The sequence below is a fragment of the Specibacter sp. BI4 genome (genome assembly GCF_056680095.1).
In genome coordinates this window covers 3,525,511-3,539,119 of sequence record NZ_CM155265.1, presented here as the reverse complement: position 1 = coordinate 3,539,119, position 13,609 = coordinate 3,525,511, and the positions used below count along the sequence as shown (strand labels likewise).

The 13,609-nt window shown below is 65.0% G+C and carries 13 protein-coding genes; 11 read left to right on the top strand and 2 right to left on the bottom strand.

All coding sequences use genetic code 11. The features are described from left to right. Positions 1-160 precede the first annotated feature (160 nt). From pdhA to AC1L6K_RS16200, 4 genes are all read left to right on the top strand, one after another. The gene (gene pdhA / locus AC1L6K_RS16215) at positions 161-1,279 is read left to right on the top strand and encodes a pyruvate dehydrogenase (acetyl-transferring) E1 component subunit alpha (protein ID WP_480949871.1); all 1,119 of its coding nucleotides are present in this window, start codon (positions 161-163) and stop codon (positions 1,277-1,279) included. Further along, positions 1,276-2,286 (top strand): alpha-ketoacid dehydrogenase subunit beta, encoded by a 1,011-nt coding sequence (locus AC1L6K_RS16210; RefSeq protein ID WP_480949870.1) that lies wholly within the window; start codon positions 1,276-1,278, stop codon positions 2,284-2,286. Before pdhA ends, AC1L6K_RS16210 begins: the two co-directional genes overlap by 4 nt. A gap of 2 nt (positions 2,287-2,288) precedes the next feature. Continuing rightward, complete coding sequence (locus AC1L6K_RS16205) at positions 2,289-3,635, top strand: dihydrolipoamide acetyltransferase family protein (RefSeq protein ID WP_480949869.1); 1,347 nt, start codon at positions 2,289-2,291, stop codon at positions 3,633-3,635. A 106-nt stretch (positions 3,636-3,741) separates the two neighbouring features. Further along, a complete protein-coding gene (locus tag AC1L6K_RS16200) occupies positions 3,742-4,110 on the top strand; it encodes an SPW repeat protein (RefSeq protein WP_480949868.1) in 369 nt (122 codons plus the stop codon). A 90-nt stretch (positions 4,111-4,200) separates the two neighbouring features. Here AC1L6K_RS16200 and AC1L6K_RS16195 read toward each other — a convergent pair whose 3' ends face one another. Next, entirely contained in the window at positions 4,201-4,686 is a 486-nt protein-coding gene (locus tag AC1L6K_RS16195) for an N-acetyltransferase family protein (protein WP_480949867.1), read from the bottom strand. Between the two features lie 98 nt (positions 4,687-4,784). Further along, entirely contained in the window at positions 4,785-5,402 is a 618-nt protein-coding gene (locus AC1L6K_RS16190; RefSeq protein WP_480949866.1) for a TetR/AcrR family transcriptional regulator, read from the bottom strand. Positions 5,403-5,503: 101 nt separating this feature from the next. On the opposite strand from AC1L6K_RS16190, the gene AC1L6K_RS16185 reads away from it, so the two are divergent. The 7 genes from AC1L6K_RS16185 to AC1L6K_RS16155 all read left to right on the top strand — a co-directional run bounded on the left by AC1L6K_RS16185 (position 5,504) and on the right by AC1L6K_RS16155 (position 13,294). Further along, positions 5,504-7,111, top strand: a complete 1,608-nt coding sequence (locus tag AC1L6K_RS16185) for a carboxyl transferase domain-containing protein (protein ID WP_480949865.1) — start codon at positions 5,504-5,506, stop codon at positions 7,109-7,111. A 6-nt stretch (positions 7,112-7,117) separates the two neighbouring features. Then, entirely contained in the window at positions 7,118-9,223 is a 2,106-nt protein-coding gene (locus tag AC1L6K_RS16180) for an acetyl/propionyl/methylcrotonyl-CoA carboxylase subunit alpha (protein WP_480949864.1), read from the top strand. Between the two features lies 1 nt (position 9,224). Beyond that, a complete protein-coding gene (locus AC1L6K_RS16175) occupies positions 9,225-10,388 on the top strand; it encodes an acyl-CoA dehydrogenase family protein (protein WP_480949863.1) in 1,164 nt (387 codons plus the stop codon). 20 nt (positions 10,389-10,408) lie between these two features. Beyond that, on the top strand, positions 10,409-11,197 hold the full coding sequence (locus AC1L6K_RS16170) for a CoA transferase subunit A (protein ID WP_480949862.1): 789 nt from the start codon (positions 10,409-10,411) through the stop codon (positions 11,195-11,197). Between the two features lie 2 nt (positions 11,198-11,199). Continuing rightward, positions 11,200-11,853, top strand: a complete 654-nt coding sequence (locus AC1L6K_RS16165) for a CoA transferase subunit B (protein WP_480949861.1) — start codon at positions 11,200-11,202, stop codon at positions 11,851-11,853. Further along, positions 11,850-12,386, top strand: coding sequence for a MaoC family dehydratase (locus AC1L6K_RS16160; protein WP_480949860.1), 537 nt, complete (start codon positions 11,850-11,852; stop codon positions 12,384-12,386). The genes AC1L6K_RS16165 and AC1L6K_RS16160 overlap by 4 nt, the downstream gene beginning before the upstream one ends. A gap of 98 nt (positions 12,387-12,484) precedes the next feature. After that, the gene (locus AC1L6K_RS16155; protein ID WP_480949859.1) at positions 12,485-13,294 is read left to right on the top strand and encodes an HpcH/HpaI aldolase/citrate lyase family protein; all 810 of its coding nucleotides are present in this window, start codon (positions 12,485-12,487) and stop codon (positions 13,292-13,294) included. Positions 13,295-13,609 lie beyond the last annotated feature (315 nt).

Below are 13,609 nucleotides of genomic sequence, written 5' to 3'. Positions count from 1 at the left end.
AGGCGTGTCGATATAGTGCATTCTGCTCAACTTAAAACCGAGTCATTGCGCCGGATGCTGTACGTGAGTATCGTCACACTCATAGGTAGCATCCTTATTACAATGCAGGGAGGCGAGCAATATGACTCATTCGCGCCATGAGCCCACAGGCCAGGCCCCAATGAAAATGCACCAACTCATTACCGCAGACGGAATCCGTGTTGCCGATGAGCTGCTGGACGAATTCGTCAACGACATTGACGACCAAACACTTCGAAATCTGTACGAGGACATGGTTGTCATCCGCAGGATCGACTTTGAATCCACGGCGTTGCAGCGCCAGGGCCAGCTCGCCCTGTGGCCGCCCCTGATGGGACAGGAAGCCTCCCAGATCGGCTCCGTCAGGGCGCTCGGGGACGAGGACTTCATTTTTCCCACCTACCGCGAGAACGGTGTTGCCTATTGCCGCGGGGCAGTGATGTCGGAAGCCATCGGCGTCTGGCGCGGCACCAGCAACGTTGGCTGGGATCCGCAGGAACTGAAATTGGCCACCCCCCAAATCATCATCGGCGCGCAAACCCTGCACGCCACCGGCTACGCCATGGGCCTGGTCCTGGACGGCAAGGAATCCCTGGCCATGGCCTATCTGGGTGATGGTGCCACGAGTCAGGGCGACGTGCACGAGGCCATGGTCTTTGCCGCCAGCTTCCAGGCGCCGGTCATCTTTTTCTGCCAGAACAACCACTGGGCCATCTCCGAACCGGTGGGCCTGCAGTCGCATGTCCCGCTGGCCGGGCGCGCCCCGGGCTATGGCATTCCCAGCCTCCAGGTCGATGGCAATGACGTCCTCGCCGTCCTGGCTGCCACCCGCTGGGCCGCCCACCGTGCCCGCACCGGCGGCGGCCCGAGCTTCATCGAAGCCGTCACCTACCGCATGGGCCCGCACACCACCGCCGACGACCCCACCCGTTACCGCGGCGTCACCGAGTTGGAGGAGTGGGCGGCCAAGGACCCGCTCACCAGGATGCACACCTTCCTCAGCAACGCCGGAAAGCTCGACGACGACGCCGAGGCCAGGATCGCCGCGAAGGCCGACGCCGTGGCCGCCGAGCTGCGACAGGCCTGCATCAACCTTCCTGACCCGGAACCCATGAGTCTCTTTGACAATATTTACGTGGACGAGCACCCGCTGCTCGAGCTGCAGCGCGACCAATACAGGCAGTATTTGGCATCGTTTGGGGAAATGCCGGCCACCGTTTCACAGAACCAGGTTTCAAACGTACAAGGGAGTGCGTCATGAGCAAGTTGACCTTGACACAGGCCATCAATGCAGGACTTCGGCGCGCATTGGAAGACGACCCGAAGGTTGTGCTGCTGGGTGAGGACATCGGCACCTTGGGCGGGGTTTTCCGCGTCACCGATGGGTTGATGAAGGACTTCGGCTCCCACCGGGTCATTGACACACCGTTGGCCGAATCGGCCATTATCGGCACGGCCGTGGGCCTTGCCTACCGCGGGTTCAGGCCCGTGTGCGAAATCCAGTTTGACGGCTTCATCTACCCGGGCTTTGACCAGATCGTCTCCCAGGTGGCCAAGCTGCACGCACGCACCAACGGCAGGGTGCGGATGCCGATGACCATCAGGGTGCCCTTCGGCGGCGGGATCGGCTCGCCCGAACACCATTCGGAGTCCCCGGAAGCTTATTTCGTGCACACCTCCGGGTTGCGCGTGATCAGCCCCTCCAATCCCCAGGATGCGTACACCATGCTGCGCCAGGCCATCGCCAGCGACGACCCGGTCCTGTACTTTGAGCCCAAGCGCCGCTACCACGCCAAGGGCGAGGTCGATCTGGACGGCGCGCTCGCCTCGGCGCCGGCCATGGGTTCGGCCCGTGTCGTGGAACCCGGCACGGATGTCACGCTGGTCGCCTACGGACCCCTGGTCAAAACCGCCGTCGACGCAGCCAGTGCCGCAGCCGCCGAAGGGATCTCCGTCGAAGTCATCGATCTGCGCTCACTCTCGCCCGTTGACTATGCCACCGTGCAGGAATCGGTGCAGCGCACGGGCCGGCTGGTCGTCACCCACGAAGCGGCCCGGACGCTGGGGCTGGGAGCCGAAATTGCTGCCACCATCACGGAACGCTGCTTCAACTACCTTGAAAGCGCACCCGTGCGCGTGACAGGATTCGACATTCCCTACCCGCCCTCCAAGCTCGAGAAGCACCATCTGCCCGACCTGGACAGGATTCTCGACGGCGTTGACCGCGCACTGGGCCGCCCCAACTCCCTCACCGCATTGGAAGGCTGAGAATGATTGCTGAATTCAAGCTCCCCGACCTGGGTGAAGGCCTCACCGAATCCGAGATTGTCAGCTGGCACGTGGCCGTGGGAGATACGGTGGTGCTCAACCAGGTCATAGGCGAAGTCGAGACGGCCAAGGCCGTCGTCGAACTGCCGTCGCCCTTTGCCGGCGTCGTCACAGCCATCACCCACGAACCCGGCACCGTGGTTGAAGTCGGTGAAGTGATCATCGCCTTTGACGTTGCAGATTCAGCCGGAGCGCCGCCATCGCCGGCAGCCGCTGACGAGGCAACGCAAAAGCGTGTTCCCACCCTGGTCGGCTACGGGGCGGATCCGGAATCGTCGGCTGCCCCTGTCCGCAGGGTCCGCACCTTTGTCGCAGTCGGCGCCCCGGCGCCGGCTCCCGTTGATGTGCCCCCGCCTGCGTCGCTCCGGGTGCAGGCGGACAGGCCCCGGTCCACTCCGCCCGTTCGCAAGCTGGCCCGTGACCTGGGCATTGAACTGGCGCTGCTGGCCGGCTCGGGGGAGCGGGGGCTGATCACCCGTGACGACGTCGTTGCCTTTGCCGGGGACAAAGCCCCCGGCGCCGCATCGGAGGGTTCGCCGTCGTCGGTGAAAAAGTTCGCGGAAACATCAGTGCGGGCGGACGAGGAAGAGCGGGAGGTGCGCACGCCCATCAAGGGGGTGCGGAAGTTCATGGCGGCGGCCATGGTTGAGAGTGCCTTCACGGCCCCGCATGTCACCGAATTTTTGACCGTCGATGTCACGGCCGGCATGGAGTTTCTGGTGCGATTGCGCGCGCAGAAGGAGTTTGCCGGCGTGAAGGTGACCCCCTTGACCCTGGCCGCGAAGGCCGTGAACCTGGCGATTGCCCGCAGGCCGTCGCTGAATTCGCACTGGGATGAGGCAGCGCAGGAAGTGGTGGGCTTCAACTATGTGAACCTCGGCATTGCGGCCGCAACGCCGCGCGGCCTGGTGGTGCCGAACATCAAGGATGCGCACAAGCTGGGACTTCGCGGGCTGGCGGAAGCCCTGGGTGAACTGACCGAGACGGCGCGGGCAGGGAAGACCCAGCCGGCGGCCCTGTCGGGCGGAACGTTCTCGATCACCAACATCGGGGTGTTCGGCATCGACGCCGGCACGCCGATTCTCAACCCCGGCGAGGCGGGCATTCTGGCCTTGGGGGCCGTGCGCAACACGCCATGGGAACATCAGGGCGGGATTGCCCTGCGGCAGGTGATGACGCTGAGCTTGTCGTTCGACCACAGGCTTGTCGACGGCGAACAGGGCTCGCGCTTCCTCGCGGATGTGGGAGCCGTGATGGCCGACCCGGCGATGGCCCTCGCGATTGGCTAAAATGGCACCCAAAAGCAACCTCACGGCTATGGATCCCCGGGAACGGCGGACGTATATTTGAGGTGACCCCCAGTTAGGGAGCCAACTGTCAAGGAGGTTGGTATCAATGAAGAGGTGGAATCGCTGGCAAGACTATGTTGCCGTGATCGCAGGCCTGTTTGCCGCACTGTCGACAATGTGGACGACGCAACAGTCGGGCTCCATGGTCATGATGATTGGCTGCGGCGTGCTGCTGATCGCCTCAGGCGTCTGGAATCTGATGAGCCCCGGGCAGCCGGTGGCTGAATGGGTTCAGATGGTTTTGGGTGCCCTGTTGTTTGTCTCCCCGTGGATTGCCGGATACACAGCACACACCGGAGCAACCTGGACTTCATGGATTGCCGGAGGCGTGGCACTGATCGCTGGTGTTCTGGCATTGCAACCAAGCATGCACGAGCGCACCGAGGGCCATCATGGAGGTGTGGCGGCCCACTAAAACCCAAACCGATTCATGTGGCGGGCGTCCGGGAAACCGGGCGCCCGCCGTTGTGTTTTTCCGCTGCGGCGGAAACGACAGGGGACGTTGCTACAGCTCTTGATACATCACATGCAGGCCGACCAATCCCTTTTCGGGATGGTCAAAGGCCTTCGGAACGGTGCCGACGATCTCAAACCCGAGCGACTGCCACAAGTGGACCGCAGGGTGGTTTGTCTCCACAACGGCGTTGAACTGGATGCCCCGATAGCCTTCACGCCGGGCCCAGTCGATGACGTACTCGCCCAAGGCCCGCCCAACACCCTGGCGCTCATAACGTGGGTCAACCAAAAATGAGGCAGTGGCGATGTGTTGCCCGCGTCCGGGCCGGTTGGGGCCCATCTTCGCAGATCCGATGATGTCCACACCCTCGGTGGCGACGACCGTTTGTCCGGGCGGCTGTTCCATCCACCACGGCCGGGCCTCTTCGAGGGTCTGATTGTCGGGGAATGCATATGTTTGCCCGGCTGCCATCGTTGCACTGTAGAAGGTGAAAATGCTGGGCCAGTCTTCGTCGGTGCAGGCTCTGATCTTCATGGGCATCAGTGTAACCGCTGTGTCCATTGGTGCCCCGGTTTCCGCAGGGGGACGGGAGCCCGGCCGAACACAGGGCCCGGGCACAACAGCCCTGTCGATTAAAGCCCCGTCAGGCCAGCCCACGCCATCGACTCCAGCACCGCACGCGCCGTGCCGTCCGGAACGTCGGCGCGTCCCGCCGGAAGCCCGTGCAGCCGGACACTGTGCGGGGTGGAGTTGATGAGGCCGAACACGGCGTGTGCCTGCAGCCGCCGGACGGCAGCAGGATGGTCCGGAAGCAACCGGCCCAGCACGTCAACCCACAGTTCCACGTAGGCGCGCTGCAATGACCTGACGGCTGAGCTGTCGGCGGTGCCCAAGCTCTCAAAGTCCCTGTCCTGCACACGGATGACGTCCGGCTTCGTCAGGGCAAAGTCAACGTGGAAGGCGACGAGCGCGCGCAGGGAGGCCTCGGCGTCGGGCTCGTTGGCAAGGACGGCGCATCCGCCCGCCAAAAGGTCCTCGCTGACACCCACCAGCAGGGCCCCCAGCAGAGCCTGCTTGCCGTGGAAATGTCTGTACACGGCCGGCCCGCTCACCCCCGCCGCCGCCCCCAAATCCTCAATCGAGACACCGTTGAAGCCGCGCCGGGCGAACAGGGACGCCGCCGAATTGAGCAGGGCAGAGCGCCGGTTGGCCTTGGCCTGGGTGCGGGTGGTGGCCGGTTGCTGACTCATCTTTCCCCCTGTGCTGGACATCGCAGAATTCACAGACTAACCTGAAACTCAGTTAGTGCTTGTTAACTTAGTGTAGCCGTGATTGAGCAAATGAGGGGTCGATGGAGACTTTGCAAAGCCAGGTTGAACCGGCGGGGGAGGTGTTCGCGCGCAACGACGCTGCGCAGCGTGCCTTGGTGGAGGAACTGCGCGGGCATTTGCGCACCACGGCGCTGGGCGGGCCGGAAAAGTCGCGTGAACGCCACGTCTCCCGCGGCAAGCTGCTCCCTCGGGACCGGGTCGACCACCTGCTCGATGAGGGCAGCCCCTTCCTGGAGATTTCCCCCCTCGCCGCCCATGGGATGTACGACGGCGCGTCCCCGGGTGCCGGCGTCATCGCCGGCATCGGGGTGGTTGCGGGCCGCCACGTCATGATCGTGTGCAACGACGCAACAGTCAAGGGCGGCACCTACTACCCGCTGACGGTCAAGAAGCACCTGCGGGCGCAGGAGATTGCGCTGGAGAACAGGCTGCCGTGCATCTACCTGGTGGATTCCGGCGGCGCGTTCCTGCCCAAGCAGGACGAGGTGTTCCCGGACAAGGAGCACTTTGGCCGGATCTTCTTCAACCAGGCCCAAATGTCCGCCCGCAAGATCCCGCAGATTGCGGCGGTCATGGGCTCCTGCACGGCGGGCGGGGCGTACATGCCGGCCATGAGCGACGAAACGGTCATTGTGCGCAACCAGGGCACCATCTTCCTCGGCGGCCCGCCGCTGGTGAAGGCGGCCATCGGCGAAATCGTCACGGCAGAGGAGCTCGGTGGCGGCGACGTCCACGCCGGCATCTCCGGGGTTGTTGACCACCTGGCCGAGAACGACGAACACGCGCTCGCCATCATCCGCGACATAGTGGCCACGCTCCCGCCCAATCCGGCACCGGCCTGGGCGCTCACCGCCCCGCAGAATCCCGCCGTCGAGCCGTCAGAGCTCTACGGTGCCGTCCCCACCGACCTGAACACCCCCTACGACATCCGCGAGATCATTGCCCGGCTCGTGGACGGCAGCAAGTTCCATGAATTCAAGAAGAACTACGGCACCACGCTCGTCACCGGCTTCGCCACCCTGCACGGCCACCCGGTGGGCATCGTCGCCAACAACGGCGTGCTGTTCAGCGAGTCCGCGTTGAAGGGTGCGCACTTCATCGAGCTGTGCGACCAGCGCGGCATCCCGCTGGTCTTCCTGCAAAACCTGAACGGCTTCATGGTGGGCAAGGATTACGAGCACGGCGGCATCGCCAAGCACGGCGCCAAGATGGTGACGGCAGTTGCCACGGCGCGGGTGCCAAAACTGACTGTGATCGTGGGCGGATCCTTCGGCGCCGGCAACTACTCCATGTGCGGGCGCGCCTACAGCCCGCGATTCCTGTGGATGTGGCCGGCCGCCAGGATCTCGGTCATGGGCGGCAACCAGGCATCGTCCGTCCTGGCCACCGTCAAGCGGGATGCGCACGAACGGCGCGGGAATGACTGGTCCGCCGCCGATGAGGCTGCGTTCAAGGCCCCCATCCTCGCCCAGTACGAGGACCAGGGCAGCCCCTACTATTCCACCGCCCGCCTGTGGGACGACGGCGTTATCGACCCCGCGGACACCCGCACCATCCTCGGCCTGGCCTTGGACGTCTGTGCCAGGACCCCGCTGCCCGAGACCGCCTTCGGCCTCTTTAGGATGTGAGCCACCATGACTGAACTCGTTGACACACCACTTTTTGACACCGTCCTTGTCGCCAACCGCGGTGAGATCGCCTGCCGCGTCATCCGCACCCTGAAGTTGCAGGGAGTCCGCTCGGTGGCCGTGTATTCAGAGGCCGACGCCGGAGCCCGCCACGTGCGCGAGGCTGACCTGGCGCTGTGCATCGGACCTGCCGCCGCAGCCGAGAGCTACCTCAATATCGAGGCGGTCATCGGGGCCGCCCGCGTATCCGGCGCCCAGGCCGTCCACCCCGGTTACGGCTTCCTGTCCGAAAACCTCGACTTCGCCAAGGCGTTGGAGGCAGCTGGGATCACGTTCATCGGGCCCAATGTTGAGGCCCTGAACGTCATGGGCGACAAGATCCGCTCCAAAAACCATGTGGCCGCCGCCGGCGTGCCCGTGGTGCCCGGCATCTCCCAACCAGGGCTCACGGATGCCGACTTGATCGCGGCAGCCGCGGACGTCGGCTATCCGCTGCTCATCAAGCCCTCGGCCGGCGGCGGCGGCAAGGGCATGCACAGCGTGTTCGCCGCTGAGGAGCTGCCGGCCACCCTGGCCACAGCACGGCGCGTGGCTGCCGCATCCTTTGGCGACGACACCTTGTTCCTGGAACGGCTCGTGGCCAATCCCCGCCACATCGAGGTGCAGATCCTGGGTGACAACTTTGGCCAGGTCATCCACCTGGGCGAGCGTGAATGCTCGCTGCAGCGCCGCCACCAAAAAGTCATTGAGGAGGCACCCTCGCCGCTTTTGGCAGGATTGGCCGACGGCGGGGCCACCCGGGAGCGCATCGGTGCCGCCGCATGTGCAGCGGCAGCCAGCGTCAACTACACGGGTGCCGGGACGGTGGAGTTCCTTGTCTCCGACGACCGCCCGGATGAGTTCTTCTTCATGGAGATGAACACCCGGCTGCAGGTGGAACACCCCGTCACCGAAATGGTGGCCCGGGTCAACGGGGAATCCCTGGACCTCGTGGCGTGGCAGCTGCGCATTGCCGCCGGGGAGAAGCTCGACTTCGCCCAGTCGGACGTCACCCTGGAGGGCCATGCCGTTGAGGCCCGCGTCTATGCGGAAAGCCCCGCCGAGGGATTCCTCCCGGCCACCGGAACCATCGTGTCGCTGGATGAGTCCGTCGCGCTGCGTCCCGGCGTGCGTGTTGACAGCTCCCTGGCACGGAACCTGGAGATCACGGCGAACTACGACCCCATGCTCGCCAAGGTCATCGCGTGGGGTGCTGACCGCCAGGAGGCGCTCGACCGGCTCGACGACGCACTTGCCGGCTACGTGGTTCTCGGCGTCCCCACGAACGTGGAATACCTGCGCCTGCTCCTGGGGGATCCGGACGTCCAGGCCGGCCGCCTCGACACCAACATGATTGAACGCAAACTCCCCGACATGGCGTTTCGCACAGTCGGCGCCGGAGACTACGCCGCTGCAGCGCTCGTGGTCCGTGCAGTCGGTGCCGCGAAGCCCAATGCGCTCGGTGAAGCTCCGCCGCTTCGACCGTGGGAAAGGACCGACGGGTGGCGGCTCGGCGAGGCCGCACCGTGGCGCAGCACCTGGGCGGCACCCGGCCGCACCGGCGTGGTGACTGTCAGCGGCACCCAGGCCACCCGTGGGACGGAAGGTCCCGGCGTCGTCCGCGTCAACGGCCTGGGCGAGAGCGGCCGGGAGGTGCACGGATCGTTCGATGGCTACAGTGTGGGCATGCGCGGTGACACCGTGTTCCTGGGATCCGGCGGCTGGAGCATTGCGCTGGAACGGCTCGACCGCGACGCGGCAACCGCACGCATGCTGGCCGGCCTTGAACGCGAGGACGCCGCGGCCGATCCGCAGCTGCGCAGCCCCATGCCCGGCACCGTCACCGTCGTCAACGCCAACACGGGGGACAGGGTCGAGGCCGGTGCCGTGCTGCTGGCGGTCGAGGCCATGAAGATGGAACACCAGATCACCGCACCCATGGCCGGCACGGTGCACATCGGAGTCGCCGTGGGTGCACTGGTCAAGGCGGACCAGGTCGTGGCGACGGTGACCCCGGACGCTGGCGAACCCACACCGGAAGACAACTCAACAACAAGCCCCGAAGGGGAATGACGTGCCAAACTTTGAACTCAACGACGAGTACCAGGCCCTCAGCGACATGGTGCGGGACTTTGCCGACAACGTGGTGGCCCCGGCGTCAGCCAAACACGACGAGGAACACAGCTTCCCCTATGAAATCGTGGCGCAGATGGGGGAGCTGGGCTTGTTCGGCCTGCCGTTCCCGGAAGAGTTCGGCGGCATGGGCGGGGACTATTTCGCGCTCTCCCTGGCGCTGGAGCAGCTGGGGCGGGTGGACCAGTCGGTCGCCATCACCCTTGAAGCCGGCGTCTCACTCGGGGCCATGCCCGTGCACCGCTTCGGCACCCAGGCGCAGAAGGAGCAATGGCTGCCGTCGCTGACCAGCGGCGAGGCGCTCGCAGGCTTTGGCCTGACGGAGCCCGACGCCGGATCGGACGCCGGGGGCACGACCACCAAGGCGCGGCTGGAGAATGGTGAATGGATCATCGACGGGGCCAAACAGTTCATCACCAACTCCGGCACGTCCATCACCAAATTTGTGACAGCCACCGCCGTCACCGGCACCTCCGAACGGGCCAACGGTTCCATCAAGAAGGAAATCTCCACCATCATCGTGCCCAACGGGACGCCCGGGTTCACGGTGGAGAAGGCCTACAACAAGGTGGGCTGGAATGCCTCCGACACCCACCCGCTGACGTTCGCCAACGCCCATGTGCCGGAGGAAAATCTGCTCGGCGGGCGCGGCCGGGGCTACGCGAACTTCCTGTCCATCCTGGACGAGGGCCGCATCGCCATCGCAGCCCTTGCCACGGGAGCGGCGCAGGGCTGCGTGGACGAAGCCGTCCGCTACGCCAAGGAGCGCAGCGCCTTCGGGCACAACATCGGCCACTACCAGGGCATCTCGTTCAAGATCGCCCGCATGCAGTCCAGGGCGCACGTGGCCCGGCTGGCCTACTACGACGCCGCATCCCGCATGCTGGCCGGCAAGCCCTTCAAGACCGAGGCAGCCATCGCTAAGATGGTCGCAAGCGAGGCGGCCATGGACAATGCCCGGGATGCCACGCAGGTCTTTGGCGGCTACGGGTTCATTAACGAGTTCTCCGTTGCCCGCCACTACCGCGATTCGAAGATCCTGGAGATTGGCGAAGGCACCACGGAAGTCCAGCTGATGCTCATCGCCCGCGAACTGGGTTTGTAGCCCGCCAGAAAGGCACCGCCATGATCAACAAAGTAGTTGCCTCACCAGCCGCCGCCATCCATGACATCCACGACGGCGCCTCCCTCGCCGTCGGCGGTTTCGGCCTCTGCGGCATCCCCGTGGCGCTCATCCAGGCCCTGCACGATGCCGGCACGTCCCGGCTGGAAACAATTTCCAACAACTGCGGCGTCGACGACTGGGGCCTGGGGATCCTGCTCGGCGACGGCCGCATCCGCCGCACCATCTCCTCCTACGTGGGGGAGAACAAGGAGTTTGCCCGCCAATTCCTGGCCGGCGAGCTGGAAGTTGAGCTGACCCCGCAGGGCACCCTGGCCGAGAAGCTGCGGGCCGGCGGTGCTGGCATCCCCGCCTTCTTCACGGCCGCCGGCGTGGGCACCCAGGTGTCAGAGGGCGGCCTGCCCCGCAAGTACGACGGCGCGGGCGGGGTTGCCATTGCCTCGCCGCCGAAAGAGGTGCGCAGCTTTGGCGACGCCGAATTTGTGCTGGAGGAATCCCTGACGCCCGACTTCGCGCTGGTGCACGCCTGGAAGGGGGACCGGCACGGGAACCTGGTCTTCCACGCCACAGCCATGAACTTCAACCCGCTCTGCGCCATGGCCGGGCAGATCACGATCGCCGAAGTTGAGGAGCTTGTGGAGCCGGGGGAGCTGGATCCCGAGCATGTCCACGTCCCGGGCATCTTTGTACAGCGCGTCGTCCACGTCCCGGCAGGCACTCCCGGCAGTGAGAAGCGCATCGAAAAACGAACGGTCACCACCCCGGCCGCCGCAACCGCACAGGAGGCATGACCATGGCACTGACACGCAATGAGTTGGCTGCGCGGGTAGCGCGGGAACTGCACAACGGGCAATACGTGAACCTGGGCATTGGCATGCCCACGCTGATCCCCAACTACATCCCCGAGGGGGTGGAAGTGGTGCTGCACTCGGAAAACGGGCTGCTGGGCATCGGGCCGTACCCGCTTGATGCGGATGTGGACCCGGACCTGATCAATGCCGGCAAGGAAACAGTCACCGTCAACAAGGGCGCCGCCTTCTTTGATTCGGCGCTGTCCTTTGGGATGGTGCGCGGCGGCCACGTTGATGTCGCCGTCCTGGGCGCCATGCAGGTGGCCGCAAACGGCGACCTGGCCAACTGGATGATCCCGGGCAAGATGGTCAAGGGCATGGGTGGGGCCATGGACCTGGTCTTTGGAGCCAAGAAGCTCATCGTCATGATGGAACACGTGGACAAATATGGCGCCCCCAAGATCCTGCAGGACTGCACGCTGCCCCTGACAGGCAAGCGGTGTGTGGACTTGATTGTCACCGACCTGGCTGTCATTGAAGTAACCCCCGACGGCCTTGTCCTGAAGGAACTGGCCCCGGACGTCACCGTCGAGCAGATCGTGGCCGCCACCGGCGCACCGTTGAACCTCGAGATGCACGATCTGGACAACGTATGAGTGTCGGACAGGCAGGGGAGCCGAACCCCGCGGCTGCCACCGCCCAGTCTGCCCCGACGGCTCCTACTGTGGTGACCCAGCGCGGGCTCTACTTTGAGGAGCTCGAGATTGGGGTGCTGTATCAGCACCGGCCCGGGCGCACCATGACTGAAACCGACAACGTCTTGTTCACCACCATGACCATGAACACCCAGGCGCTGCACCTCGATGCTGCCTGGAGCGAGAGCCAGCCCTTTGGGCAACGTCTCATGAATTCAATGTTCACGCTGTCAACCATGGTGGGCCAGTCAGTGGCCCAGCTGACCCAGGGCACCATCGTGGCACAACTGGGCATGAGCGAGATCTCGTTTCCGCACCCGGTATTCCATGGCGACACCCTGTACACGGAGACAGAGGTGACTGACAAGCGGCTCTCAGCGTCCCGGCCCGGCCAAGGTATTGTGACACTGGTCCACACCGGGCGCAACCAATCCGGCGTCGTGGTTGGACGAGCCAGCAGGACCGCACTGTTCTGGCGTCTGCCAACAAGCTAGTCTTCGCCCTGGCAGGGCCGGCACGACCTGGACATGCCAGCGACGAACCCGCCACGAGAAATTAGGAGCACGCCATCTCTCCGAGCAGAGAATTCACCATGGGGCCGGCACTGCTGTTTGCGCCGGCCGACAGGCCCGAACGGTTCACCAAGGCTGCCGGCAGGTCCGACGCGGTCATCATCGACCTCGAAGACGCAGTCGCCCCGGACGCCAAGGCGGCGGCCCGGGAAAACATGGCAGCCAACACGCTCGACCCGGCAACCACCATGGTGCGCATCAATGCACTGGACACCGACGACGCCCGCCTGGACTTGGCAGCCGTGGCGCGCAGCAGCTTTCACACCATCATGGTGGCGAAGGCCGCCGACGTTGAAGCGGTCGCTGCGCTCGCAGAATACAACGTGGTGGTGCTCTGCGAGTCCGCCGCAGGCATAATGGCTGCGCCGACACTGGCGCAGCTGCCCAATGTGGTGGCCTTGATGTGGGGCGCCGAGGACCTCGTGGCATCCCTGGGCGGGACCTCGAGCCGCTTCACAGCCGGGGCCCGCGCCGGAAGCTACCGGGCCGTGGCAACCCATGCGCGCTCGCAGCTGCTGCTGGCGGCCGGGGCTGCCGGCAAGGTGGCCATCGACTCCATTTACGCCGACTTTGCCGACCTCGAGGGGCTGGCCGATGAAGCGGAGGACGCCGTGGCCAGCGGCTTTGGCGCGAAGGCCTCCATCCACCCGTCCCAGGTCGCGGTGATTCGGGCCGCGTACAAGCCCAGCATCGACGAGGTGCTTGCGGCGCAGGAGCTCCTGGCTGCCGCGGACGCCGCGGGCACAGGCGTGTTTGCCTTCAATGGCCAGATGGTCGACGGCCCCATCCTGCTCCATGCCCAACAAACACTGCGCCGCGCCATCCCCTGACCCGATCTGCCCCACTCCCAACCCTCTCGCAGTTACGGGGCGTTTTTTCCAAACGCTCGCGCAGTTACGGGCGCGGGGGAGGGGTGCACTGCGATGTTGACGGCACATTTCTTTGGCTGGTGCGCGGCGCGGGGATTTCGACACCCAGCGCAGGGGCAGCATTTTTGTGGCCCAGCAGGGAAGTTAAAGCACGATGGCGGGTGGTCACCTTGAAAGGTGACCACCCGCCATCGTCTTTAATTTGCTCAGAATGCAATGCCGCTCGGGCAAATCCCGACATAACTGAGCTAGCGTTCCGAAATAATGCCCCGTATA

Bases quoted from the DNA above. Each gene is read 5' to 3' on its own strand.
- AC1L6K_RS16190 (WP_480949866.1), bottom strand. From the start codon at position 5,402: ATGAGTCAGCAACCGGCCACCACCCGCACCCAGGCCAAGGCCAACCGG.
- AC1L6K_RS16180 (WP_480949864.1), top strand. From the start codon at position 7,118: ATGACTGAACTCGTTGACACACCACTTTTTGACACCGTCCTTGTCGCC.
- AC1L6K_RS16160 (WP_480949860.1), top strand. From the start codon at position 11,850: ATGAGTGTCGGACAGGCAGGGGAGCCGAACCCCGCGGCTGCCACCGCC.
- AC1L6K_RS16195 (WP_480949867.1), bottom strand. From the start codon at position 4,686: ATGAAGATCAGAGCCTGCACCGACGAAGACTGGCCCAGCATTTTCACC.
- AC1L6K_RS16210 (WP_480949870.1), top strand. From the start codon at position 1,276: ATGAGCAAGTTGACCTTGACACAGGCCATCAATGCAGGACTTCGGCGC.
- AC1L6K_RS16165 (WP_480949861.1), top strand. From the start codon at position 11,200: ATGGCACTGACACGCAATGAGTTGGCTGCGCGGGTAGCGCGGGAACTG.
- AC1L6K_RS16200 (WP_480949868.1), top strand. From the start codon at position 3,742: ATGAAGAGGTGGAATCGCTGGCAAGACTATGTTGCCGTGATCGCAGGC.
- AC1L6K_RS16205 (WP_480949869.1), top strand. From the start codon at position 2,289: ATGATTGCTGAATTCAAGCTCCCCGACCTGGGTGAAGGCCTCACCGAA.
- AC1L6K_RS16155 (WP_480949859.1), top strand. From the start codon at position 12,485: ATGGGGCCGGCACTGCTGTTTGCGCCGGCCGACAGGCCCGAACGGTTC.
- pdhA (WP_480949871.1), top strand. From the start codon at position 161: ATGAAAATGCACCAACTCATTACCGCAGACGGAATCCGTGTTGCCGAT.
- AC1L6K_RS16170 (WP_480949862.1), top strand. From the start codon at position 10,409: ATGATCAACAAAGTAGTTGCCTCACCAGCCGCCGCCATCCATGACATC.
- AC1L6K_RS16185 (WP_480949865.1), top strand. From the start codon at position 5,504: ATGGAGACTTTGCAAAGCCAGGTTGAACCGGCGGGGGAGGTGTTCGCG.